The organism is Chitinophaga vietnamensis, from assembly GCF_902167635.1.
GTDB lineage: Bacteria > Bacteroidota > Bacteroidia > Chitinophagales > Chitinophagaceae > Chitinophaga > Chitinophaga vietnamensis.
The window spans coordinates 90,390-115,339 of the sequence record NZ_CABHMS010000003.1 but is presented as its reverse complement, the minus strand read 5'-3'; the positions used below and the strand labels follow the sequence as shown (position 1 = coordinate 115,339).

Annotated in this window: 21 protein-coding genes; 8 read left to right on the top strand and 13 right to left on the bottom strand. The window is 49.2% G+C overall.

Translation table 11 applies throughout. The features are described 5' to 3' along the window. Positions 1-15: 15 nt before the first annotated feature. The 5 genes from FPG75_RS08615 to FPG75_RS08595 form a co-directional block, all read right to left on the bottom strand. On the bottom strand, positions 16-1,533 hold the full coding sequence (locus FPG75_RS08615; protein ID WP_161596731.1) for a S41 family peptidase: 1,518 nt from the start codon (positions 1,531-1,533) through the stop codon (positions 16-18). A gap of 138 nt (positions 1,534-1,671) precedes the next feature. Then, a complete protein-coding gene (locus FPG75_RS08610) occupies positions 1,672-4,779 on the bottom strand; it encodes an efflux RND transporter permease subunit (RefSeq protein ID WP_143306380.1) in 3,108 nt (1,035 codons plus the stop codon). A gap of 36 nt (positions 4,780-4,815) precedes the next feature. Further along, entirely contained in the window at positions 4,816-5,922 is a 1,107-nt protein-coding gene (locus FPG75_RS08605; RefSeq protein WP_143306379.1) for an efflux RND transporter periplasmic adaptor subunit, read from the bottom strand. A gap of 21 nt (positions 5,923-5,943) precedes the next feature. After that, complete coding sequence (locus FPG75_RS08600; RefSeq protein WP_143306378.1) at positions 5,944-7,260, bottom strand: TolC family protein; 1,317 nt, start codon at positions 7,258-7,260, stop codon at positions 5,944-5,946. Between the two features lie 25 nt (positions 7,261-7,285). Beyond that, the gene (locus FPG75_RS08595; protein WP_143306377.1) at positions 7,286-7,951 is read right to left on the bottom strand and encodes a winged helix-turn-helix domain-containing protein; all 666 of its coding nucleotides are present in this window, start codon (positions 7,949-7,951) and stop codon (positions 7,286-7,288) included. 182 nt (positions 7,952-8,133) lie between these two features. Here FPG75_RS08595 and FPG75_RS08590 point away from each other — a divergent pair, with 182 nt between their 5' ends. The 6 genes from FPG75_RS08590 to FPG75_RS08565 all read left to right on the top strand — a co-directional run bounded on the left by FPG75_RS08590 (position 8,134) and on the right by FPG75_RS08565 (position 13,109). Beyond that, positions 8,134-8,643 (top strand): DinB family protein, encoded by a 510-nt coding sequence (locus FPG75_RS08590; protein WP_143306376.1) that lies wholly within the window; start codon positions 8,134-8,136, stop codon positions 8,641-8,643. Between the two features lie 353 nt (positions 8,644-8,996). Then, positions 8,997-10,007 carry a sensor histidine kinase gene (locus FPG75_RS08585; protein ID WP_143306375.1) on the top strand — a complete coding sequence of 337 codons (1,011 nt, stop codon included), beginning with the start codon at positions 8,997-8,999 and terminating at the stop codon, positions 10,005-10,007. Between the two features lie 23 nt (positions 10,008-10,030). Next, positions 10,031-10,732, top strand: a complete 702-nt coding sequence (locus FPG75_RS08580; protein WP_143306374.1) for a LytR/AlgR family response regulator transcription factor — start codon at positions 10,031-10,033, stop codon at positions 10,730-10,732. Positions 10,733-11,200: 468 nt separating this feature from the next. Continuing rightward, entirely contained in the window at positions 11,201-12,172 is a 972-nt protein-coding gene (locus FPG75_RS08575; RefSeq protein WP_143306373.1) for a HEAT repeat domain-containing protein, read from the top strand. Next, a complete protein-coding gene (locus FPG75_RS08570; protein ID WP_161596730.1) occupies positions 12,169-12,603 on the top strand; it encodes a PaaI family thioesterase in 435 nt (144 codons plus the stop codon). Before FPG75_RS08575 ends, FPG75_RS08570 begins: the two co-directional genes overlap by 4 nt. A 2-nt stretch (positions 12,604-12,605) precedes the next feature. After that, positions 12,606-13,109, top strand: coding sequence for a DinB family protein (locus tag FPG75_RS08565; protein WP_143306371.1), 504 nt, complete (start codon positions 12,606-12,608; stop codon positions 13,107-13,109). Between the two features lie 174 nt (positions 13,110-13,283). On the opposite strand, the gene FPG75_RS08560 is transcribed toward FPG75_RS08565, so the two are convergent. Next, a complete protein-coding gene (locus FPG75_RS08560; RefSeq protein WP_143306370.1) occupies positions 13,284-13,754 on the bottom strand; it encodes a hypothetical protein in 471 nt (156 codons plus the stop codon). A 55-nt stretch (positions 13,755-13,809) separates the two neighbouring features. Continuing rightward, positions 13,810-13,974, bottom strand: coding sequence for a hypothetical protein (locus tag FPG75_RS25990; protein ID WP_161596729.1), 165 nt, complete (start codon positions 13,972-13,974; stop codon positions 13,810-13,812). A gap of 103 nt (positions 13,975-14,077) precedes the next feature. Here FPG75_RS25990 and FPG75_RS08555 point away from each other — a divergent pair, with 103 nt between their 5' ends. Then, positions 14,078-15,292 carry an NAD(P)-dependent oxidoreductase gene (locus FPG75_RS08555; protein ID WP_143306369.1) on the top strand — a complete coding sequence of 405 codons (1,215 nt, stop codon included), beginning with the start codon at positions 14,078-14,080 and terminating at the stop codon, positions 15,290-15,292. On the opposite strand, the gene FPG75_RS08550 is transcribed toward FPG75_RS08555, so the two are convergent. The 4 genes from FPG75_RS08550 to FPG75_RS08535 form a co-directional block, all read right to left on the bottom strand. Continuing rightward, the gene (locus FPG75_RS08550) at positions 15,281-16,003 is read right to left on the bottom strand and encodes a tRNA1(Val) (adenine(37)-N6)-methyltransferase (protein WP_143306368.1); all 723 of its coding nucleotides are present in this window, start codon (positions 16,001-16,003) and stop codon (positions 15,281-15,283) included. The two genes, FPG75_RS08555 and FPG75_RS08550, sit on opposite strands and share 12 nt — an antisense overlap. Positions 16,004-16,006: 3 nt before the next feature. Continuing rightward, positions 16,007-18,100: an alpha-L-fucosidase gene (locus FPG75_RS08545; RefSeq protein WP_143306367.1), complete on the bottom strand. Its 2,094-nt coding sequence runs from the start codon at positions 18,098-18,100 to the stop codon at positions 16,007-16,009. A 163-nt stretch (positions 18,101-18,263) separates the two neighbouring features. Next, positions 18,264-19,268, bottom strand: a complete 1,005-nt coding sequence (gene tsaD, locus FPG75_RS08540; protein ID WP_143306366.1) for a tRNA (adenosine(37)-N6)-threonylcarbamoyltransferase complex transferase subunit TsaD — start codon at positions 19,266-19,268, stop codon at positions 18,264-18,266. A gap of 92 nt (positions 19,269-19,360) precedes the next feature. Continuing rightward, positions 19,361-20,611 (bottom strand): ABC transporter permease, encoded by a 1,251-nt coding sequence (locus FPG75_RS08535; RefSeq protein WP_143306365.1) that lies wholly within the window; start codon positions 20,609-20,611, stop codon positions 19,361-19,363. Between the two features lie 107 nt (positions 20,612-20,718). On the opposite strand from FPG75_RS08535, the gene FPG75_RS08530 reads away from it, so the two are divergent. Beyond that, positions 20,719-22,305 carry a peptide chain release factor 3 gene (locus FPG75_RS08530; RefSeq protein ID WP_143306364.1) on the top strand — a complete coding sequence of 529 codons (1,587 nt, stop codon included), beginning with the start codon at positions 20,719-20,721 and terminating at the stop codon, positions 22,303-22,305. A gap of 206 nt (positions 22,306-22,511) precedes the next feature. Here the strand turns inward: FPG75_RS08530 and FPG75_RS08525 are convergent, their stop codons facing one another. Together FPG75_RS08525 and FPG75_RS08520 are read right to left on the bottom strand one after the other, a co-directional pair. Then, positions 22,512-23,009 carry a DUF6265 family protein gene (locus FPG75_RS08525; protein WP_143306363.1) on the bottom strand — a complete coding sequence of 166 codons (498 nt, stop codon included), beginning with the start codon at positions 23,007-23,009 and terminating at the stop codon, positions 22,512-22,514. Then, positions 22,981-24,903 carry a menaquinone biosynthesis decarboxylase gene (locus FPG75_RS08520; protein ID WP_143306362.1) on the bottom strand — a complete coding sequence of 641 codons (1,923 nt, stop codon included), beginning with the start codon at positions 24,901-24,903 and terminating at the stop codon, positions 22,981-22,983. Before FPG75_RS08520 ends, FPG75_RS08525 begins: the two co-directional genes overlap by 29 nt. Positions 24,904-24,950 lie beyond the last annotated feature (47 nt).

Here is a 24,950-nt window from a genome sequence, read left to right as displayed (position 1 = left end):
ATGGTCAGCTCTTTTTTATGGTTTCTCAGCAATCAGCTTCAACACATACTCCATCTGTGTATCACGTTGCTGCATAAAATCGGTGAAGGATGGCCATACCGTATAGTCCGGAATAATGCCCCTTCCTTGCGGCTGATCAGGCTTCAGCGGCGCATCCTGCGTTACGTTCACAATGGAGAACTTCGTTTTTATCCTTGAATGCGGCAGTTCATATACCAATGGCATATGCCCGTTGTGGCGATAGTACCCTCCTGTCGTTTCCACGCCCACAATAGTCACATTGCGTGCATAGGCCTTCACTAATGAAGCCAGGTGCGATGCCGCAGAAGCTACGTCTTCATCGATCAGCAGGTACAGCTTTCCTTTGAAGCCCGGGCGTTTGGGCTGATACACCGGGTTGTGTTTAATATCCTGTATGCTCCGGCCATCGTGGAATGCGGGAAAATAATCTTTCAAAGTCCGCTTCCCCTCTGCCTTGGCAGCAGAATCCATCTTTGTAGCAGTAGCAGTGCCCCAGAAATATGTTTCATAAGGAATATCATTACCAAAAATCGTATAGGCCATCACGTTCTCTTTGAAACTGGTATCTGTGAGGTACATCATTGGTTGCTCAAAATTGGGATCACTGCCACCGGGATTACCGCGGATATCCAGTACCAGGTGAGGAACATGGTTAGTATCCAGCAGTTTGAATACGCTGTCGATAAACGATACGTATACCGGGAAAGCAGGATCATTAGCATCATCGGCCATGGTAAATATCCGCAGGCTCAACAAGCCCGTGGAAGGGTTCACCATTTTGAAACTATATTTAGGCTGCACCTTGTAATCGATCAGACTGTCCACCGGTGCACTGTAACGCGCTAGCAGGTTCTTGTTCCGCTGGTCCAGCGACACCGCTGGCACGGTTACCGTTTGCACCTTCGTAGCCCCCGGCGCCGTGAAACGGATTGCAAAACTATCCTGCAAACCATACTCATAAAGGTAACGCAGGCCATAGCTCCGGTTTACACTGGCAGACCATTTCTGCGTCTGGTTATAACCGTCTGTGGTGTTGTATTTATAAAAAGATGACATCAGTTCCTTATCGGTTACTCCATTGATGCTCAGCACCCGTGATCCTGCCGGTATCTGGTCAGTTTTGCTGTTGAAGATCATCTGCCCTTCGATATACTTCATCGCAAAAGGAAAGAAAGCACGCTGGCGGTTGAGATACGCCACCAGCTCGGCCGATGGCTCCGTGTAGTTATGGCAGCTGCCCTCAAAATCTGTCAACTGCAAAATGATCTTAAAAAAGTCGATGGTCCCCATCGGCCGCCGTACCTGCCCGAAAGCCCATTTGTAAATACTATCGATCTCCTTTTTACTCCGGTAGGTATACAAACCGGAATTGGCCTGTTTACGAATATCAAGGAGTACTTGCAGGTCCTGCTTCATTTCGTTGGGCTGAAGCTGCCGGTTAAAAGTAACAAGACTGTCGCCAGCGGGTTTCATCATGGGTTGTGCCCAGCCCTGGTGTGCTAACAGTAACAAAAAAAATATTTTTCTCATGGCGCGAATCTACTAAAATACACCAAAGACACCCACCATAGAAAATGGTTGCATCTTTAAAATAACAAAGGAGGCACGTGACCAGCACATGCCTCCCCGGGGTTATTCTGCTAGCCTATGTTATGATAATCGTTTTTTATCAGTATTGCGGTAAGCATAATAGAAGATCACCGGCAACGCAAAGAGGTCGAAGATGATATCCGTTATCAAACCTGCGATCACCACGGTAGCCAGCGGCCGGGAGGTTTCGGAACCAATGCCGGTCGATAAAGCCGCTGGTATCAAACCAATGGCGCCCATCATTGCCGTCATGATAACAGGCCTGATCCTCGACTGCACACCGTTTCGTATCGCCTCCGGGAACGACATCCCCTTGATCTGCATATTACTCTTGAACTTCGTGATCAGTATCACCCCGTTCTGCACACTGATACCGAACAAGGCCACAAAACCAATACCGGCAGAGATACTGAAGTTCATATCGCGCATCAGCAACAGCAGGATACCGCCAATGGTAGCGAAAGGCACATTCAGCAATACCAGGCTGCAATCCTTGATATTACCGAAGAGAATGAACAGCAACACAAAGATGATGACCAGCGTAATCGGCACCACCACCTGCAATCGGGCCGTGGCGCGTTGCTGGTTCTCGAAATCGCCCGCCCATTTGTATTGATAGCCTGGCGGCAGTTTCACATGACTATTCACTTTCTCCTGCGCCTCCGCAATGGCGCCACCCATATCCCTGCCGCGCACAGAGAATTTCACAGCGGCATAACGTCTGTTCTTTTCGCGGAAGATGAGGATAGGACCTGTTTTCATCGTGATGCGCGAGATCTCTTTCAACTGCACCTGTGTGCCGCGCAAGGTAGGCACCATCAACTTGCCGATCTCCACTTCCGTTTTGCGGTATTCCGGCATGTAGCGCACCCGCAGGTCGAACTTACGGTTGCCTTCATATATCTGCGTAGCCGCTTTACCACCGATCGCCATCTCGATCACGGCCTGCGCATCGGCAGTGGCAACGCCGTAAGTAGCCATCTTGTTCTCGTCCAGCTCCACCCTGAGTTCCGGCTGACCGATATTCTGTATCACGCCAAGATCTTCGATACCTTTTACTGTCTTCAACTGGTTGTAAACCTGCGTAGCACGGTTGGCGATGGTATCGATATTCTCACCAAACACCTTCACTGCGATGGAACCTTTCACACCCGACGCCGCTTCCTCTACGTTATCCATGATAGGCTGCGAGAAGTTCAGCACTACGCCGGGATAGATCGCGAGGCGTTGCTGCATCCGTGCAATGATGTCTTCTTTCGTTTCTTTCCGCTTCCACTCATCTTTCGGATAAAGATCCACCGCAAACTCTATGTTATAAAAACCGGTAGCATCTGTACCATCATCCGGTCGCCCTGTTTGTGATACCACCTGTTTCACTTCATCGAACTCCCTGAGAATGCCGCGCATCCGGTTGGCTGCCTGTACCGACTCGTCCAGCGAAACGCTCATGGGCAGCGTAGCGCGCACCCAGAGAGCGCCTTCATTGAGTTGCGGCAGGAACTCCGTGCCCAGGAAACGGAAGGCGAAGAGGCCGCCCAACAATGCAAATCCCGAGATCAGCAAAGAGAGCCGCTTATGCCGCTGCGCCCAGTCGAACATCGACAAACGCCCCTTCACCACATACTCCACAAAAGGATTGTGTTTCTCTTTTACATTTTTGTTCAACAGAATGCTGGTCATCACCGGCACAAATGTGAGCGTGAGCAAAAGCGCGCCCAGCAAGGCAAAGCCCAGCGTATAAGCCAAAGGAGAGAATACTTTTCCTTCTACTTTCTGGAAAGAAAAGATGGGGATCAGGCCAGTGATGATGATCAGTTTGGCGAAGAAGATAGATTTACCGGAATCGGCAGCCGTTTTCTTGATGAGGCCCAGTTTCGATAATTTATTGAAACGCTCCATGCCCACGCGATGCGCCAGTTCGTCCAGGGCTACGAATATCCCTTCTACCATCACCACCGCTCCATCTATGATGATACCAAAATCTACCGCCCCCATCGATAGCAGGTTAGCGTTCATTCCTTTCAAACGCAGGCAGATAAAGGCAAACAAGAGCGACAAAGGAATGATGAGGCCCACGATCAGCGTGGTGCGCCAGTCGGCCATGAAGAGGAACACCACTACCGTTACCAGGATAATACCTTCGATCATGTTATGCAACACCGTGTGTGTGGCATAATCGATCAGGTTCTGACGATTGTAGTAAGTATCAAGCCGCACATCTTTCGGAAGGATGCTTTCATTCAGCTCTTTCACTTTCTCTACCACATTCTTCACTACTTCGCTGGGGTTCTCTCCTTTTCTTTGCAGGATGATACCTTCCACCACATTATCCGCGGTATCGCGGCCCACCTGCCCAAGCCGCGGCAGGTGCGATTCCGACACCTCTGCCACGTTCTTCACCAGGATAGGAATACCGTTCTGGTTATCGACGATCACATTTTCGATCTCCTGTATATTGTTCAGCAGACCGATACCACGTACCACATACGCCTGCGAATTTTTTTCGATGATATCCCCGCCCACATTGAGGTTCGTGCGCGACAATGCTGCATACACCTGCAAGGGCGTGATATTGAGGTCCGCGAGCTTCTTGGGGTTTACGCTTACTTCATAAGTTTTTGCCTCGCCGCCGAAGCTCACGATATCGGCTACGCCAGGCACGGAAAGCACCTGCCGTTCCACGACCCAGTCTTCCAATGTTTTCAGCTCGCGCACCGAATGTGTTTTACTGCGCAGCGTGAAGCGATAGATCTCGCCCGTAGGGCCGGTAGGCGGCTGTACCTGCGGGTTGATATTATCCGGCAAGCTTACGCTCTGCAATGCGTTCACCACCTGTTGCCGTGCGAAGAAATCCTGTACATCATCTTCAAAGATCAGCTTCACTACCGACAAGCCAAAGAGCGTGGTAGAACGTACATCTGTTTTCTTCTGCACGGTATTCATCGCCACCTCGATAGGGACGGTCACGAAGCGCTCTACTTCTTCCGCGCTCTTGCCCGGCCATTGGGTGATGATGGTGATCTCCGTATTGGTCACATCCGGGAATGCCTCTATGGGCGTGCTTTTGAAGCTGTAGATGCCAGCCGCCACGAGCACCGCCACACAGAAGAAAATGAAGACCTTATTTTTTAGCGACAGCGCTATCAGCCGTCCAACAATCTTTTTCATAAAGAGCCATTAATAGTTTCAGGTAATTCGCAGCCATTAACGACCGTTTATATTCAATGCCTGGTAGATATAGAGTTGATTATTGGTGATCACTTTTTCTCCGTCGGCCACGCCGCTGACGATCACGGTGCTGCCATCGATCGTCTGCCCGGTTCTCACTTCCCTGATCTGTATATTGCTCTTGTCTTTTATCACCAATACATAGTTCCTGCTGTTATCGAAGATGATGGCTTTAGATGGAACAGCGGGCAGTTTCACCCTGCTCACGGAGCTGGCCAGCATGATGTTGGTGTACATCTCCGGTTTAAGCAGGTATCCTGGATTATCCAGTTGCATTCTCACTTTCATCACTTTATTCACCGGGTCCAATGCGTTGAAGATCTTGTCTACCGTGCCTGGAAATGTTTTATCAGGATAAGTGAGCGTGGTGATGTTGGCCTTATCTCCCATCTTCACCTTTGCGATATCGGATTCGTAAGCATTAGCGATGATCCACACTTTTTTAAGGTCGGAGATGGTGAAGAGATTATTACCGTTGTCGGGCCTGATCTTCATATTATCTGTCACGAATTTTTCAACAATGAAGCCATCGCAGGGAGCTTTCACTTCAAACTGTGAAGTATTGCCGTTGGTGCCATTCACCTGTAATACTCTTTCCACGCGTTGCAGTTCTGATTGCGCTTTGGCATAGGCGTTCTGCGCAGCGAGGAGGTCTTTGGCGGATTCGATACCGCTTTTATACAGATCTTCTGTTGCGTCCAGGTTTTTCTTGGCGTCGCTCAGGGAGGTTCTGGCATTCACGAGATCGTTGCTGAAGCCCGCCAGCTCTGTACTTTGCATCACGGCGAGCACCTGTCCTTTGTGAACGATATCGCCTAGTTGCACTTTCACTGACTCCACGGTGCCACTGATGAGCGGGTACACGCGGATCACCTTATCGTCGTTAAAAGTGACCTTTCCATTCAGTTGCAAGAGGTTCTCTGTTTCCACTGATTGCGCCGTGTAGATGTTGAGCGTTTTGTAAAGGGAGTCTGACAGCGTAAATCCTGCGTTGCTGTTGTTATCCGCTTTTTCACCGGATCTGCAGCTGGCCATTCCTGCGAGCGTGCAAACAATAACGGCTGCCTGGTATAACGTTTTCATATGTTCCGTCTTTTGAAGTAGCTATTTGTTATAGAAATTAGTGCCGGTGAGAAAGTTGAGATTCTCCAGGGCATTGACCTTGTTAAATGATATATAATTCAGTTGAACGATGTTCTGTTTGTATGAATCATAGAAGTTGAGGAAGTCGATCAGCTGCACATTGCGTTTCACATAGTTCTCATAAACGGCTTTCGACAAGCGGGAGAAATCTTTCTGGAAAGAGGCGTCCATGCCGGTGTACAGCTTGTCTGAAGCGATGGCTTTCTGCATGGCCCGGAATATCTGTTCATCCAGCGTTTTCTCGGTATTCTCCAACAGTGTTTTACTATTTTCGATGGTAGCTTTTGCAGCACGGATATTCCCCTGGTTACGGTTGAAGATGGGGATATTGAATCCTACGCCCACTGAGTTGAAGTTATGGATATAGCTGCCGTTCTTGTCATAAGCCAGTCCCAGCGTGAGGTCCGGAACAGCCAGCGCTTTTTGATAGGCGTACTGTTGTTCGCTGAGCGTAAGGGTGGTGCGGGCGATCATCAGGTCGGTACGGTTCTGACGTGCAGAATCGAGCAGGGTGGCCAGCGGATATCCCATCGGGTTCTGGCGGATCACGGTTTCCGAATCCAGCGTGGGCACGATGTGCGCAGTAGGCGGCAGCAGCAGCATCACGCGCATCTCGCTCTGTTTATCTTCTATCTGGTTCACCAGATCATTCTTCTCGCTTTGCAGGCTGTAGAGTTGCGCGCGGATGCGTATCACTTCTGTTTCCGCGATATAACCTTTGCTCTTCTGTTGTAAGAAGGCGGTATCTACTCTCATCAATCCATTGATCTCTTCATCATATACTTTGAGCGATTGCTGTAAATAATAGATGTTGAAGAAATCGCTGCGGAGCACATATTTCAAAGTACGAAGGAGATCGAAGAGATTGTACTGAGCCAGCTCATAATTGGTTTTGGCGATCTTCACCTGTTTGTTGATCTTACGGGCCAGCAGTATCTGTTGTTGCAGCTGGATGGCCGTTTCGCCATTGGCGCTATCGGTCTCGAACCACTTTTTAGTGTTGGTGTTGTAGGCGCCCTGTGCGATGTTGAAGTTCGGGTTGGGCCACAGGCGTGCCTGTAAAATGAGTGCCTTGGCGGCATCTACATTATATTTCTGGGCGAGCAGCAGCAGGTTCTTTTGCAGGAACATGCTTTCTGCCTGGGAGAGCGTCAGTGTCAGGTCTTGTTGCTTTAAATCCTGTGCAGTGGCCCTTTTCACAGGTAATAGCATGATCATTATCAGGCAGCCCACTGACAAGAGGTTACCGCCCGACATCATTCTCTTAGATATCAGCATAAAAAATAAATAATGAAACGAAGTATCAATCGTCTTTCAAGATGTATCCCATTCCTACAACGGTATGGATAAAGTGCTGCGGAAATCCGCGATCTATCTTATCCCGCAGGTATTTTATATATACGCCCACCCGGTTGGTACGGTTATCGAAGTCTGCCCCCCAAACATTCCGTGCTATCTCTTCGCGGGAAAGCACTTTGTTTCTATTGGCCAGGAAACATTTCAATAAAGCCAGTTCGGTATTGGTCAGGAATATTTCAACGCCGGATCTTATCACGGAGCGGCTTTGCCGGTTGATTTCCAGGTGTGCGCTCTTGTCTGCATCTTCCGGTGGCTGCGTTTTACAGGCGATGCTCACCCGCATCAGCAGGTCGTCCAGGTGAAACGGTCTGACGAGGTAGTTATCCGGTTCGCTGATATGTTGCAACATGCTGAGATGTTCTTTTTGTCTGTCGGAAAGCACGAGCACAGGGCTTTCAATTTTCAGTCTGCGAATGCTCTTATACACTTCAAGCCCGCTGATGCCGGGCAGTTCGGCATTTAAAATGATCAGGTTGTATTTATTGGTTAAAGCCATCTTCTTGCCGTTGATGCCATCACGGGCAAAATCAACGCTGTAGCCTTGCGCCTCCAATTTTTTGATAATAGACTCGGCGAGATTGAGCTTTCCCTCCAGCAATAAAATATTCATATCAGTAATGAATTCGACACAAAACTAGAAGGATTGAATAATGCTTAATAAACATTAAAAGAATTATAACCGTTTTCTAACTGCTTATTAATTTCGTCATTATCCCGTTTTAATCTTTCTTTAAAAACAGGCCAAATACGGGTGAAATGAGCTATCTTCTACGTGTAATAATTCCATGAAATATGATCACGTTCCTCAAAGAAACCCTCTGGAAACAATTTGGCGCCAGCATAGATATGCTTGGCAACGCCATCGCCATGTACCCCGATGAACATTGGGATACCCGCAGGAGATTTTTTTATATCGCCTATCATACCCTTATATTCCTGGATTACTACCTTAGCTATCCTGCGCAAGCACTTTCCTCTCCCCTGTCTTTCACGCTCTGCGCTGAAAGCGCGATCCCGGCAGAAGCCGTCGACGATATTGTGCCGAACCGTATCTACACCAAAAAGGAGCTGCTCGCTTACCTGCAATCCAGCCGTGAGAAATGCCATCAGCTGATCATGAGCCTCAACCCCGAAATCCTTGCCGACAAATGGATAGAGATCGATGGCGACAAAACTTTCGCCATGCTGGAATTGCTGTTATATAATATGCGGCATGTGCAGCATCATGCAGGGCAGTTGAATATGATGCTGCGGCAGGCGATCGGCGCAGCGCCGGATTGGGTGCCGGCGGCGAAGGAGTAGTGAGGGGATGCTGCCTGTTTGCTTCCTGTTTGCTTCCTGTTTACTTCCTGTTTGCTTCCTGTTTGCTCCCTGTTTGCTCCCTGTATAGAGCATGGATAGCGTATTGATGGTATCCTTCCCCTTTTCGGTGGAGGCTTATTAAAAATTTCTTTATATTAGTATGAACCGGGATGCTGAAGGGAGGGATAATTACTGAGAATATGCCTTTCTGGCATGCGCAAAACCTTTTTTAGCTAGTTTTTCAGGAGGGGTTGAGATGAATCTGTAGCTTTATTTTGTAAATAAAATTATCATTTTTAACCCTCAATTCTGAACCATATGAAAGCCAGAAATCAATATTCCAAGTTAAAGCTATGAAACTCTATGTCCCCAAATTATTCTACCACCTAATTTTCTGGATTGTATTCGTTGCAATAAACTATTCGATCTTCTATATTCAAAACGAAGGAGAAAATGTATATCTGGCGGATACATTCGGAAAATATTCTGTCGCAGCAGCAATTTTCTATAGCACTGCCTACTTCATTCTCCCTAAATTCTATTCGCCCAAAAAATATATTGTATTTGCAACACTGCTAATACTGGTACTTATTTTATCCTTTGCAATTAAGGTAGTATTTTACACTCAGATATCTCCTCATTTTGGTCTTCCTCCGCTCTACTACGGATACCCGGCATTTTTTGCCATGAATTTTTGGTGGTGGCTTCACTACACATTTTATGCTTTTGGATTCTGGTATACGAAAGAAGCAGTTCGAATTGAAAACAGGCGAGTTAGTTTAGAAAACGAACAGCTAAAAACTGAATATGCTTACCTCAAAGCCAAAGTGGATCCGCACTTTCTGCATAATGTTCTCAACATATTCTATTCAAGGGCTTTATCGGTATCAGAAGATTTGGCGGATAACATAATAATACTTGCAGATGTAATGAGATATTCTGTTGCCGAACCTGATTCAGATGGCAAGGTGCTGGTAAGGAAAGAAATTGAACAAATAAACAATTTAATTGCTATCAACAAATTGAGATTCCGGCATGATATAGACGTAGACTTTCAATCAGCGCCTGATTGTCATGATAAAAGGATCATCCCATTCATCCTTATAACATTGGTGGAAAATGCTTTCAAACACGGTGAAATCAGGAGACACAGCCCACTCGTCATTAACTTGTCTCTTTCAGAAGGGAGCAAAGTGAGGATGCAGGTCTCCAACAAAAAAGCCCCCAAACCCAACTGGCGCTCACAAGGCATCGGTCTCGCCGATGTCCGGAAACGGTTATCCATCGAATACGGCAGCAATTACAACCTGTACGTACGTGATGAGGCCGACAATTTCAGCATCGATGTTTCAATCCCCTGTTAAGTTAAAACCAAAAACCATACAACATGATCAAGAGCCTAATTATTGATGATGAAATATCAGCTATTGAAGTACTGCAGCACCATGTGAAAAAAGTGGATTATATATCCCTGATAGCTGCCACGCAAAACTCTATCGAAGGGCTGGACATCATCCGGCGGGAGCAGATCGACCTGGTATTCCTCGATATCCAGATGCCGGACATTACCGGGCTGGAAATGGCCCGTCTTATCAATAACAAATGTAAGATCATATTCACGACTGCCCACATGGAATACGCCTTCGACGGTTACGAATTTGGCGTACTTGATTTCCTGCTGAAGCCCATTTCGCTGCCGAGGTTCCTGAAGGCGATGGAGCGGATACGGGATCTGTTAAATACGCCGCGGAGCGGAGAAGGAAAGTTCTTCCTGGTAAAGAGTGGCGCCAAAGGCCGGATGATAAAGGTTTTCCTGCATGAGATATTTTACCTGGAGAACGTCAAGAACTATGTGATAATCCATCATGGTACACAAAAGACACTGGTAGCCGGAAGCATTGCGGATTTCGAACCTAAATTGCCGCAGCCGGCCTTCCTGCGCATTCACCGGTCTTTTATCATCGCTACAGAAAAGATCATATCAATCGATGCAGAAACGGCAAATCTGGGTGAAGGGATGTCGCAGATACCGATCGGTTATCACTACAGAGAACACTTCCTTTCACAAATGAAACACAAGATGTTTTAGCACAAATTTACCGAGCAAAAGCCTGTTTGTACCGAGCATTTCCCTTTCTGGCTACTTTCTCCCGAAAACATTAATAACACCCGTAGCTTTGTTACATGATCAATTAATTAACCTGTATATCATGGAACTAGCAATGGTGACAATGTATCTCTTAAACCTGGTTGGAGTATTGATCTTCCTCGGCCTCCACGTCTGGAAGTATATAAATAATGATGACATTAATAACCCTTAACAATTATTGTCAAACCAACCATAAAACTCCAAGTGAAATAGACGAGGCACGGCAGCGCCGTGTAGAGAAACAATGGCGCTTGTTCAACATAACGTCGCTTGTATGTGTGGACGCTGCTTTGCAACAGTTTTACTCGTTACAAAAAAACAGCGGGCAGCTGTTGGCGTTGCCAAACGCCTCGTCTTCTATGTATCATTTTTTCTGTATGCCATGTTATCCCCTTATATTTGAAGATAATGGAAGATTATTTACAGGACCTTATCGATCGCATGAATGGTAGCCGCGACCTCCCCCTGGCGCCCGGGCATAGCAGCTCGGAGAGCGCCTCCTGGGCAGCATTCCGGGAAGCAGAGCAAATAAGCGATACTAACTTTATCCCGCTGCTGACACATTTCATCGGGTCAGAGAAAACAGCACAAAAGAGGGACCGGGCCTATTTCATACTCGGGCATATCGCCAGGAATACCGGCAATACTGATATCACTACCTTTCTGATCAGCCGCATAGTGAAGGAAGATAACAGATATGTCTGCGCCACCCTGCTGGATATGATCGCGCCACTGGAAAAGCCCGCCGGCACTGATCTCTCACCGCTGATCAATGCCACCCAAAGTAGCACCTGGCAAGTACGGCAGAGCGCCATCAAAGCATTGGGCAACTGTAACAGCGATGAAGCTACACAAGCGCTACTGGAAATTATCGAAAACAGTCACGACGAATACGACCTGATATACGCCAATGCCGCCATCGCCACCAGCGGTAACAAAGCGTGTATCCCCGCTCTGATGAAATTAGTAGACCATAAAAAGCAAGCAGTGTCCGGCACAGCGCTCCATGCCATCCTCGCCTTGTCAGACGACTCACTGCTGCCCTTCTTCACCAGTCAACTGGAACAAGGCAAAAATAAATTCACCGCACTAACCGGCGTTGTCAGATACGGCAATGAAAGCGCCATCGCTCCCATCATCAAACGGGTGAAACAATTGCTGGCAAAGCAACGCGCAGTAGAAGCCATCGACAGCAGCGGTAAAACGGAGATCATCATCGCACTGGAATTTCTGGTACGATACGCTCCTGAACACCCTCCCATCAAAAAACTGTACGAACTGTTGCGCCATCAGAAATATGACCTGCTATGGGATAACGAGAAAAAATGGCTGCATACCTACCGGCATCATTTCGAAACGATCAAACATTACAATACATGACAACACCGCTGGCACCGGAAATAGAACAAAGGGTAAGAGACAGCTTCGGGCGACAAAAACTAATGGCCATGTATGGCGCCACCATCACCGGCATAGGGAAAGGATATTTCGAAATCAGTATGCCACCCAGTGATATCACCTTGCGGCCATCCGGCATCTTCCACGGCAGCGCCATCGCCGGCGTCACCGATGTAGTGGCCGGATACAGCGCCACCACCATCCCCGCAGAAGATCCATACTTCGTTACGGTAGAATTTAAGATCAACTTCCTCAACCAGGCCAAAGGCGAGCTCCTCATCGGAAAAGGAAAAGTGATCAAAGCCGGCGCCACGCTCACTATCGTGCAGGCCGACATCTTCACCCGCAACGGTGAACAGGAAACGCATGCCGCCACCGCATTGGTGACAATGATGAGAATAAATAAAAGATAAACATGGAAATCACAAATATAGACAGCTTCCTCTCCTACTATCACAATATCAGGGAACGTACCAAACGGCTGCTTGCCGTTATACCCAAAGAGCAACTCGATTGGGCCTACATGCCGGGTAAATTCACCATCGCAGATCAGATACGGCATATCGCCGCCATCGAACGATATATGTTTGCAGAAACTATCGCCGGAAAGCCCAGCTGCTACCGCGGCTGCGGCAAAGACCTCGCCGATGGATACGATGCCGTCATGACCTGGTTCGATCTCAAACACGAAGAATCACTGGCCATTTTCCACGCGCTCTCCAACAACGACCTCCAACGTAAATGCCTCACACCCGGCAACGCACTCATTCCCACCTGGAAATGGCTGCGCGCTATGGTAGAACATGAAATACATCATCGCGCGCAAATCTATCTTTACCTTAACATGATCGGCGTTACCACACCACCCATCTTCGGTCTCACCTCCGAAGAAGTGGCCGCCTACAGCAAGCCGGAATAACCAGTTCCGGCTGCCGCCCTACCACAGCAGGTCTCTTGTACAAAAAATATATTTGCAACATTGTTGCAAATTGAATATATTTACTAATAACGCTTTTATGATCGCTAGAAAAGGGGTTTTAAATTAAAAATGACTGAGAATAACAAAGGCTGCATTCCTGCAGCCTTTTTCATACTATTTCCATTTATAATCGATACAACGAACCCGCTGCTTCAACATCTCAATAAATGCTGCATAGTCATCCCTATAGCCTATCAAATCTACATGAAGCAGCTTCAAATGCTCACCAGCCACCGACCATATTTTCAGAAACTTGTTACCGCGCCCGTCACTACTACTACTGAACTGCTTGATGTCTGTCCATTTGAAATAGAACTCCCTTTTACGGGAATGAAAAGGAAACCGCCTCGCCCAATACAAGCGCAAACCCTCGTCATCAGCCGTCCAGACAGTTTTTCCAACGGATAGTACGATGAATATATAATAGCACAACGCCGCCCAGACCAGGAAAATCCCGGTAAATAAAATAGCAGAATCCGGAAGATGTATATGAAAAACCATGATTAATAATATAATTTGCGGCACCACTAGTATCGCCAATGCAGAGTTCCACGTTGATATAAAAGGAATATGATAGGTTTGCATAAGGTATAAGGGATATACCAACTAATATATTCTCTTCCCCTGCAATGCTCCCGCACTACGTCATCATCTGTAATATCTCACCCAATTCAGGCGCAGCGCCCTTCTTCTTCACTCCTTCGATATAATTACCTGTATATTCGAATGCTGCTTCATCGTCGTCCACATCGCTGAAAATGTGTATCTCCCCTTGCTTGTATAAAAATTTCGTATAGTCGTGCACGCATCGGCGGCTACGGTATTTGCATGCTCTATTCCTTCGTTTTTTGGGCGATACAGTCGGGCTGTAAAATAATCCATTTGAAAAATATACAGTAAATTGAAAGATGGAAATCACTACGCATATTGGATTGATACGGGAAGAAAAACATCCCCACGACAACCGCGTGGCCTTTACCCCCAAACAATGCCTGTGGATCATGCATCATTTCCCGCAGGTGCGCATACACGTACAACCCTCGCCCCACCGGTGTTTCAAGGATGAAGAATATGTAAAAGCCGGTGTTACACTGGAAGAAGATCTCGGACATTGCAGCATCCTGCTGGGCATCAAGGAAGTGCCGGCGGATCAGCTGCTGCCGGGCAAAACCTATCTCTTTTTCAGTCATACGAAAAAGAAGCAGCCGCATAACCGCCATATGTTGCAGACTATCCTCGAAAAACAAATCACCCTCGTGGATTACGAATGCCTCGTGCATCCCGACGGGCAACGCATCCTCGGCTTTGGCTTCTTTGCCGGTGTAGTGGGCGCCCACAACGGATTACAGGCCTATGGCCGCAAAACAGGAGAGTTTTCTTTCAAGCCCGTTCATACCTGTCACGATTTCCAGGAACTCATCACGCATTACTTCGGCGTAAAACTGCCGCCGCTCAAGATCGTGATCACCGGCTCCGGCCGCGTGGCCGCAGGCGTGCTCGAAATCATGGGATTGCTCGGCATCAAATACATGCCCCCGGAAGAATATCTCATGAACCAATACGGCTACCCTGTTTACACACAGCTCAAAGCGGGTGAACTTTATCTCCGGAAAAACGATAAAACCTACAGCCGTACTGATTTTCACGCACATCCCGAAAATTACGAATGCCGCTTCCTGCCCTATGTGGCCGTCAGCGATATCCTCATGAACGGCATCTACTGGGATCATAATATCCCGCCGCTGTTCACGCCGAAAGACCTGCAAAAAGACAATTTCCGTATACAGGTGATCGCCGATATCACCGACGATACACACGGCTCTGTGCCCTGCAACCTGGGCGACAGCACCATCGAAGACCCGGTCTATGGGGTGATAAAATCAGATATGACGCGCACCGAACCCTATCTCCCCGGTACCGTAGATATGATGTGCGTCAGCAACCTCCCGAATGAGCTGCCCCGCGACGCTTCCCAGTATTTCGGCGATCAGTTGATGAAATATGTTTTCGAAGAATTATTAAAGGGAGATAGCGAGATGATCATCAACGCCACCATCGCCAGCAATGGCAAGCTCACAGAGAAATTCAGCTATCTGCAAGATTATGTAGATTCAGAGGTATAAATAATAAGGTTGTAAGAGATGTACGAACGGTAACGTATACACGTTATTTTCATCATAAACAGACAACTCCGAGCGATCCGTTTCCCCGCCTGTTTTTGAGAAGATGCCTACCGCCCGGAAATAGCCATGCTTTACGCTTTGCCGCAGCTCCAGCAAGCGGCGCAGGTGAAATCCTGCGGCCTCCGCCAGCTGGCGGAACTCCCCGAACTGCACATAGGGTAACAACACCGAGAAAACCCCTTCCGGCTTCAGATGCGCCGCTATCGCGGTGATCAGCTCCCGGTAGCTGAGGGTGGTCGCATGCATGGCCTGGTCTTTCTGTGTATCACCGCTCTTCAGGGCCGCTTCGTAGAACGGCGGGTTGGTAATAATAACATCATATTGCTCGCTGGCCGCCATGCTGCGTATATCCTGCTCGCGCAGCGTCAGCCGCGCCGCCCAGGGCGACGCAGCAAAATTCTCCCGTGCCTGCAAGGCGGCTCCGGCATCCAGCTCCACGGCCGTGATGGCCGCGGCTACCTGCTGCGCCAGCATCAGGCTCAACAGCCCCGTACCGGCGCCTATATCCAGTATAGCCCTTACCGTTAGATCGCCAGACGCCAGGTATTGCGCCGTGAAGGCACCCTGGATGCATGCGTCCGTGCACACCTTCATAGCGCAATGTTCCTGGTGAACGGTAAACTCCTTAAACCTGAAATAGGAATTAGCCATGACTTATTTTGATATTTGCACAGAGAGGTTAGGCATCCTGAGATTGCGATGCTCCGATACCGGGTTCGCTTCTCTCACCACCAGCGTATGTACCTTGGCGTTAGTGAGGGCAACAGGTACCGTTTGCGTGTACATCGTTTGCTCCACATCCTTGTTGATGGCCCATTGCAGCTGTTTGCCAAAACGGTTGTACAGTTTCACTACCAATTGGTTCTTACCTTGCTTCAGCGGCAGCAACAATACTTCCGATTGTGTAGCGCCTCTTTCCGGGTTATTATGCAACAACTGCTGTTCGCCATTTAAATATACGGCAGTACCATCTCCGCTGGTCAGGCCAATGAGGTAATCGCCTGCCTGCGCAGCCGTGATCTCCTGGTAGAGATAGGTAATGTTCTTGTTCTTGTCGAGCGTATATACCTGCCCGTTATGCCACTCCGGATGTGCGGTCCATCCGCTGGAAAGATCGATACGGGCGGCATCCAGCGGCTCATCGGCCAGGGCGGCACGATAAGGGCCTGCACTGTAAATGGCGCCCCATTGCAATGCGCCAGGCTGACGACTAAGCGCCTGTGCCGCGCCATCCAGCTTGATCTCCTTACTAACGCCATCCAGCGCAAACGTAATGCTGCGGCCTTTTTCAGCGGCGCTATATACCAATTGCAGTTTTGCGTCAGCAGGCGCAGTGAAGGCCCATTTCTCGCCTACATTACTGCGATAATAGCTTTCATAATCTACCCCGGAGAAACTATACAAACTGGTGGCATTGTCCCGGTTGAGCACCGTGGCTCGTTGCAGCAGGTGCAGCGGCGTGATGTCCAGCTCTTTTTTACATATCACTTCCAGCACAGGGATATGCTCATCTACCTGGAAACCGCCAGGGAGCTGTATTACAGCCGCACCGTCCCGGTAACTTACTTTGCAGGCCAGTTTCTTTTTATCTCCTAACAGATTGATCTGCGCTATCTGGCTGTTCAATCCCGGCAGCACGATGGTATTTTGCGCGGGCGCTTTCAGCAGATGCAGGTACAGTTTACCGGGCTTGGAAGTTACTTCTCCCCAGGCGAAGGTGGTATCAAATGGATTGGCATGGGCGCTGTAAATGGCGTCGCCATTGCGTTGCAGCCATTGGCCATTGAGCAGCAGCACTTCTTTTTCAAAATCTACTACGGAGCCATCGCCACGCGGACCGATATTAAGCAGATAGTTACCGCCGCGGCTCACCACTTTGATGAGGCCTTCCAGTTTTTCATGGGCTTTATCTTCGGCCTTGCCGTGTTTTTGCCAGGAGCGGTAGCCCCAGGTTTCATCGTATACGGAGGCTGGCGTTTGCCAGGGCGAAGCTATTTTGTAATCAGGGTATTGGTTATCCCCCATCACGCAGAAATCGCCGGCATCGTTACCGAGGCGGCCGCTCACCATACAACCGGGTTGCAGGCGATGCACCACATCGGCCAGCTCGCGGCTCTGTTGCGCCGTGAGGGAGCCCATATCAAACCATATCTCCGACACCGGGCCGTAGTTGGTCATCAGCTCGGCCACCTGCTTCTTGTTAAACTCATGATGCTCCGGCGTAATAGGATCGCTATTGGTACTGGATATCGGGTAGGCCTGCGGAAAGTGCCAGTCGATCAGCGAAAAATACATCCCGAACTTGAGGCCATGCCGCTGGCAGGCATCAGACAATTCCTTGAGCACATCTCTTTTAAACGGCGTGGCATCTACTACATTATAATCAGTATAAGCGGTATGGAACATGCAAAAGCCATCATGATGCTTGGAAGTCATCACCACAGACTTCATGCCTGCGGCCTTTGCCAGCAATACGATGGAATCTGCGTTCCAGTGAGCAGGATTGAATTGTGCTGCTACTTCTCCATACACATCACTGTAAATGCCGGCATGCGCCTGTATCTGCTCACTATAACCCACCGTCACCGGTTTGCCTTTCCATACGCCTCCCAGCGTGGAATAGATCGCGCCCCAATGTATGAACATGGAATATTTCTGGTTCTTCCAGGCGCTAAGGGAAGCCGTCTCTTGTGCGCTGGCGCCGGATATCAAGCCTGCGGCCAGTATAGCCATCAATATCTTCTTCATAAAATAAAAAATGCCATTACGTGAATGGCATAAAACTAAATCGTTTTATTTATTTATTTTATTATTTTGTTATTTATGATTGATCGATCATGCCGGGTAATTTCCATCCGCACAAATCTCAAACACTCAAATTCCAAAATCGAAAATCCGAAAATCCCCAAATCTAAAACGCTGCTCTTGCCGTAGGCACTGCATCCAGTCCTGCGAAATCGCCATGAAGGTATTTATAATACGCCGTGATCGCGATCATGGCGGCATTGTCTGTGCAATATTCAAATTTAGGGATGAAGGTGCGCCAGTGATATTTTGCGCCATATTCTTCCAGCATCTTACGCAGTCCGCTGTTGGCGCTCACGCCGCCAGCGATGGCAATATCCCGGATACCCGTTTCCTGCGCGGCTTTCAGCACTTTATTCAGCAGGATACTGATAATACGGTATTGTATAGAAGCGCAGATATCGGCGAGATTATTTTTGATGAAATCAGGATCTTGTTGCTGATGCTCCTGCAGAAAATACAGGATGGCTGTTTTCAGGCCACTGAAGCTGAAGTTCAGCTCGGGGATACGCGGCTCCGGGAATTTAAAACGATGCGGATCGCCTTCTTTCGCGTATTTGTCGATCAGAGGACCGCCAGGATAAGGCAATCCAAGCAATTTGGCGCTTTTGTCAAAAGCCTCGCCAGCGGCGTCGTCCAGCGTTTCGCCGATCACGCGCATCTGCAAGGGGCTTTCGCACAGCACGATCTGCGTATGGCCGCCGGAAACGGTCAAACAAAGAAAAGGAAAATCAGGTTTGGGATCGTCGATGAAGTTGGCCAGCACGTGCGCCTGCATGTGATGCACGCCTATCAGCGGGATATTCAGTGCCATCGCCATCGATTTGGCGAAGCAGCTGCCCACCAGCAGAGAACCGATCAGCCCCGGAGATTGCGTGAAGGCAATAGCACTCAGCTCCTCCTTCCGGATGCCCGCCTGCCTGAGGGCAATATCTACTACCGGTACAATGTTCTCCTGATGCGCGCGGGAAGCCAGTTCCGGCACTACGCCGCCATATTGCTCGTGCACCTTCTGCCCGGCGATCTGGTTTGATAATATCTTTCCATCTACCAATACTGCCGCACCTGTATCATCACACGACGACTCTATCGCTAATATTTTTACTGCCATAACCTGCGAAATTACGAATTAAAGTGGAGAAGCCCTTGAAGCGCTTTGAGCGCTTCAAGGGCTTCCTTCCTTAATATCTTTCTTTGCTTCTTTTAATTACTCCTGATCGCCACCACGGGGTCCAGCTTACTTGCGGAATACGCCGGGATGAAACCCGCCAATATCCCTACCACGGCGGATATGCTTAGTCCCATGACAATATTGTTCAAAGAAAGCAATATCTGAAAACCGGAGGAGCTGATCACGATCGTCACCAGGTATACCAGCAACAAACCCAAAGAGCCGCCGATAAGGCAAAGCAGTATCGCCTCTATCAGAAATTCCATGAGGATAATGCCGCGGCGCGCGCCGATGGCCTTTTTCAGCCCGATTATCGCTGTTCTTTCCTTTACGGTCACAAACATAATATTGGCAATGCCGAAGGCCCCGATGATCAGCGCAAATACCCCGATGAAGCCGCCACCCACGTTGATGGCGCCGAACATAGCGTTCAGGTTCTCATTGGCCGAGCTGATCTCGTTGAGCGCGAAATCGTCTTCCTCGCGGGGCTTCAGCCGGTGCGCCGCGCGCATCACGCCACGCAGCTCATCTTTCAGCTGCTCGAGCGATACGTTGGGCTTGGCTTTGATGAGCATATACGGATCGGCGAAACGGCGCTCGTCGATCAAAGTACGTGCATATTTATAAGGCAGGATGATGGCATTGTCGTAGCTGCTGGCGCCGATCATGCTCTCCCCTTTCTTTTTCAGCACGCCGATCACTTTGGTATCGCGGCCCGCTACCTTCACAATCTTGCCTATAGCGGCTTCCGGGCTGGCGAACAAGCCATCCCATACGGTAGCTCCCAGGATACATACATTCGTACCGGCATTGCTTTCTGTATTGGCAAAGAAACGGCCGTCCAGTATCTGCAAGGCCTGTATCTGGTCAAAATCATTGGTCACCGCCATCATCGTCACCCCTTCCATATAATCATCCCGGTATTCCACTTTTCTGCCGCCCGATTCAAAGTTGAATGAAGCATAGCTGGCGCTCTGCACCTTCTCCTGGATGATCTTCAGCTCCTTGTATTCCGGCTCGGGACGGTTCATATATTTCCACCACGCATATTCGCCATTGCCACCCCAGGGCCATTTTTGAAGATAGATCACGTCTTCGCCGAGGTCGGCCAAACTATTACGCACGTTACGTTCCAGGCTATTCGTAAGGGTAAACACCGCGATCACGCAGAAGATACCGATGGTGACGCCAAGCAGCGACAAAAAAGTACGCAGCTTGTTCACTCGCAGCTCTTGCAGCGCCATCTTCAGACTATTCCATAAAATTTTCAGGGTAGCTATCATATTCCAAATTTAGCGTATTTAAGCCCATCTCCTGCACCAATAAACACGAAATATAGCCGGATAAAAAATTTAGTTACCTTTGCTGCCATTTTTCGGACATTACAATTATGAAGTACGCTAACGAAATCAATAAAAGAAAATCCTTCGCCATCATCGCGCACCCGGATGCCGGTAAAACCACGCTCACGGAGAAATTCCTCCTGTTCGGCGGCGCCATCCAGACTGCCGGTGCGGTGAAATCCAATAAGATCAAGAAACATACGACTTCCGACTTCATGGAGATCGAGAGGCAGAGAGGTATCTCCGTAGCCACTTCGGTAATGACCTTCGAATACCGCGATACCCTCGTGAACCTCCTCGATACCCCCGGCCACAAAGACTTTGCTGAAGATACCTACCGCACCCTCACCGCGGTAGACAGCGTTGTACTGGTGATCGACTGTGTAAAAGGGGTGGAAACACAAACCGAAAAGCTCATGGAAGTATGCCGCATGCGCGACACTCCCGTGATCATCTTCGTCAATAAAATGGACCGCGACGGTAAAAACCCCTTCGACCTCCTCGATGAACTGGAAGAAAAACTCAGCATCCGCGTAAGGCCCCTCAGCTGGCCGATCAATATGGGTAAGGATTTCAAAGGCGTTTATAATCTCTACGATAAAAGCCTGGTTAACTTCCTCCCCAATAAAAAAGCAACCGACGAAGATGTAGTGCCGCTCGCAGATCTCAGCAGCAGCTATATTGATGAGCACTTCAACGCACAGGATGCCGCACAGCTGCGCAACGACGTAGAACTGATCGAAGGCGTATACGATACCTTCGATAATGAAGCCTACCTGAAAGGCCAGCTGGCGCCCGTTTTCTTCGGCTCCGCAGTGAACAACTTCGGCGTGAAAGACCTGCTCGATACTTTCGTAGATATTGCGCCAACTCCTCGCAACCGCGAAAGCAGCACCCGCGAGATCGATGTGCAGGAAGATAAATTCAGCGGCTTCATCTTCAAGATACACGCCAACCTCGATCCGCGCCACCGCGACCGTATCGCCTTCCTGCGCGTATGCTCCGGCAAATTTGAACGCAACAAGTTCTATCATCATGTTCGTTTAGACAAGGACGTTAGGTTCAGCAACCCTTACAGCTTCCTCGCCCGCGAAAAGAACGTGGTAGACGATGCCTTCCCCGGCGACGTAGTAGGCCTCTTCGATACCGGCAACTTCAAGATCGGCGATACCCTCACCGAAGGCGAGAACTTCTATTTCACCGGCATCCCCAGCTTCTCTCCCGAACTCTTCAAGGAGCTGGTGAACAAAGACCCGATGAAAACAAAACAACTGGAAAAAGGTATCCGCCAGCTCACTGATGAAGGCGTAGCGCAGCTCTTCACGCAGCATGGCGGTAACCGCAAGATCATCGGTTGCGTGGGCGACCTCCAGTTTGAAGTAATCCAGTACCGCCTCCTGCAAGAGTATGGCGCCGCCTGCGCGTTCAATACCTTGCCCTTCTACAAAGCCTGCTGGATCACCGGACCAAAAAATAAAGTGGAAGACTTCATCCGCTTCAAATCCGCCAACATCGTGGAAGATAAAGACGGCCACCTCGTATATCTCGCGCAATCAGAATGGTACCTCAATACCGAACGTACCAACAATCCGGATATACAATTCAACTTCACATCAGAGATACACAAACAATAAAAACATAGGCGCTTTAAACTCAAAAGCCCTTGAAGCGCTATGAGCGCTTCAAGGGCTTCTTCGCTTAAATCCGCTACCGCTGATCTTCGCGTTAAATAACCTTCGCTTAAATCCGCTACTGCTGCTGATCTTCGCGTTAAATAATCTTCGCTTAAATAACCTCCGCGTTAAATCAGGCTAATCCTTTTAATCCGTTAAATCCTGGTCTATTTTTTATCCGCCGTATAATGGAAGATATATTCTTCAATAGTACCATCGCGCTTGCCCTGTACGCGCGCATCGAGCTGACTGCCCGAAACAAAGCGGTACGTGATCTTCTGCGGGAAATCATTTTGCAGGTCTTCCGCCACAAAGCCAACGGGCTTGAGTACGCGCAGTTTTAATCGTATAGGTGCAAACGTTTCCCTGCCGGTATAAGCAGGAATAAAGTAGATGCCATCGTAATGACGCACCAGCTGTATTGATTGCTGCAAGGCGCTGTCGGCGCCCACTACGCGCCAGGTGCGACCATGCCAGGTGGAGTCGTTCACGCGTGTCCAGGTTTCAACTACGGTGCTGCGTTTGGTCTCCATCTTCCAGGTGCCCTCCAGCCGGTCGAGATAGTTGAAATCCGCTGTCCTGGCCTGCGCCGCAGCCTGGAGGCTACTGCACGCTATCAGCAGGAAAAATAAGATGCTACTGTTCCACCACTGCTTCTTCGCCATAGATCTGTTGTTTATATTTCAATGAAGGAGATGCCAGGAAGGGCCCCAGGCCCAGGTCCTGCCACTTGGCGTCGATCTTGCGGATGGTGTCGTCGTCTGCTACGATGATGTTGGGCCAGTCGCGCTCGAAATTGTCCAGCAGCCTGGTTTTGAGCGTACCGTCCATACCGATGCCGCCGATATACTTGCCGCTGGCGGCATCCGGCTTGTTGATCACAAAGCTGTCGCGTTTGGGATCGAGGTTATTGCAGAAGCGCCAGAGAGCAGACGCAAGGTCTGTTACATCCACCGTATGTTCTACGAAGAGGATCATCTTCACCCCTGCCAGCACGGGCAAGGTGTAGAGTTGTTCGGTAAGTTCTTTCACATGGAAGGGCCGGTTCTTCTCTACCGCCACCAGTATGCAGGAAATATCCATGGCGAGCAAACTGGCATTGATATCTTTGATCTCGGGAAACTGTTGCCGGATGGCGGCGGTATCCAATGTTTTCGGCGCGGGCGTTTGCAGGTAATGGTTATCAGTTTCTTCATCGTGCTTGCGGGTACCGTCGATGCACATTTTGCCGCCGAAGCCCATTTTGGAGCAGGAGTGGTCCAATACATCCATCGGCCCCTGGCTGAGATAGATATCTGTGGCGGGGTTCAGGTTGCGGAAAACATACTGCGCCAGCTTGCGGTAGTCGTTGATGTTTTCGCCTTCGTCGCTCACCACCAGTATTTTATTGAACATCATCTGTCCGGCGCCCCACATGGCGTTCATCACTTTCTGTGCCTGGCCGGGGTAATCTTTTTTGATCTGCGCGATCACGAGGTTGTGGAATACGCCTTCCACGGGCATTTCCATATCAATGATCTCCGGCACCAGCGTCATTTTGATGGGCGCCAGGAAAATGCGTTCGGTAGCCTTTCCTATCCAGGCATCCTCCTGCGGAGGGATGCCTACTATCGTTGACGGATATACGGCATCTTTACGGTGTGTGATGGCAGTAACATGAAATTTCGGGTACCAGTCGGCCAGGGAATAATAGCCGGTATGATCGCCGAAGGGTCCTTCCCAGATAAGGTCTTCCGAAGGATCAACATATCCCTCTATTACGAAGTCCGCATCTGCGGGCACTTCTATCTCGGGCTGGGTGATACATTTCACCAATTCTACTTTCTTCTTGCGGAGGAAGCCGGCGAGCATGTATTCATCTACGTTTTCAGGCAAGGGCGCGGTAGCGGAATAAGTATATACCGGATCGCCGCCGAGTATAACGGCAACGGGCATACGTTTATTCAGCTTCTTGTATTCCATGAAGTGTTTGGCGGATACTTTATGTTTATGCCAATGCATGCCGGTGAGGTCTTTTTCAAATACCTGCATGCGGTACATGCCTACGTTGCGGGTGCCGGCCAGCGGGTCTTTGGTGTGGATTACCGGCAGCGTGATGAAGGGGCCGCCATCTTTAGGCCAGCATTGCATGACCGGCAGTTTGCCGAGGTCGGGATGGCTCATCACTACTTCCTGGCAGGCGCCTCTTCCGCTGATCACTTTGGGCATCCAGGAGGCGAACTGTCCCAGTTTGGGCAGCATGGCCAGTTTGTCGAGGATGCTTTCTTTCGGCTTTGAGAGCAGCTTGAACAAGGCTTCAATGTCACGGGCTACATCGTCCAGTTCCTGTACGCCGAGTGCCATGCACATGCGGCGATAGCTGCCCATGGAGTTGATGAGCACGGGAAAGTCGTAGCCCGTATTCTCAAACAGCAGGGCCTTTCCGCCGCCGGGTGATTTGCTGATCCTGTCGGTGATCTCGGCGATCTCCAGTTTCGGATCTACGTAGGTTTTGATGCGCACCAGTTCTCCGGCCTGTTCCAGTGTATCTATAAAATGCCTCAGATTTTTATAAGCCATTGTTCGTTGAGTTGTTAACCAATCAACAAAAGTACAATAAATAATTT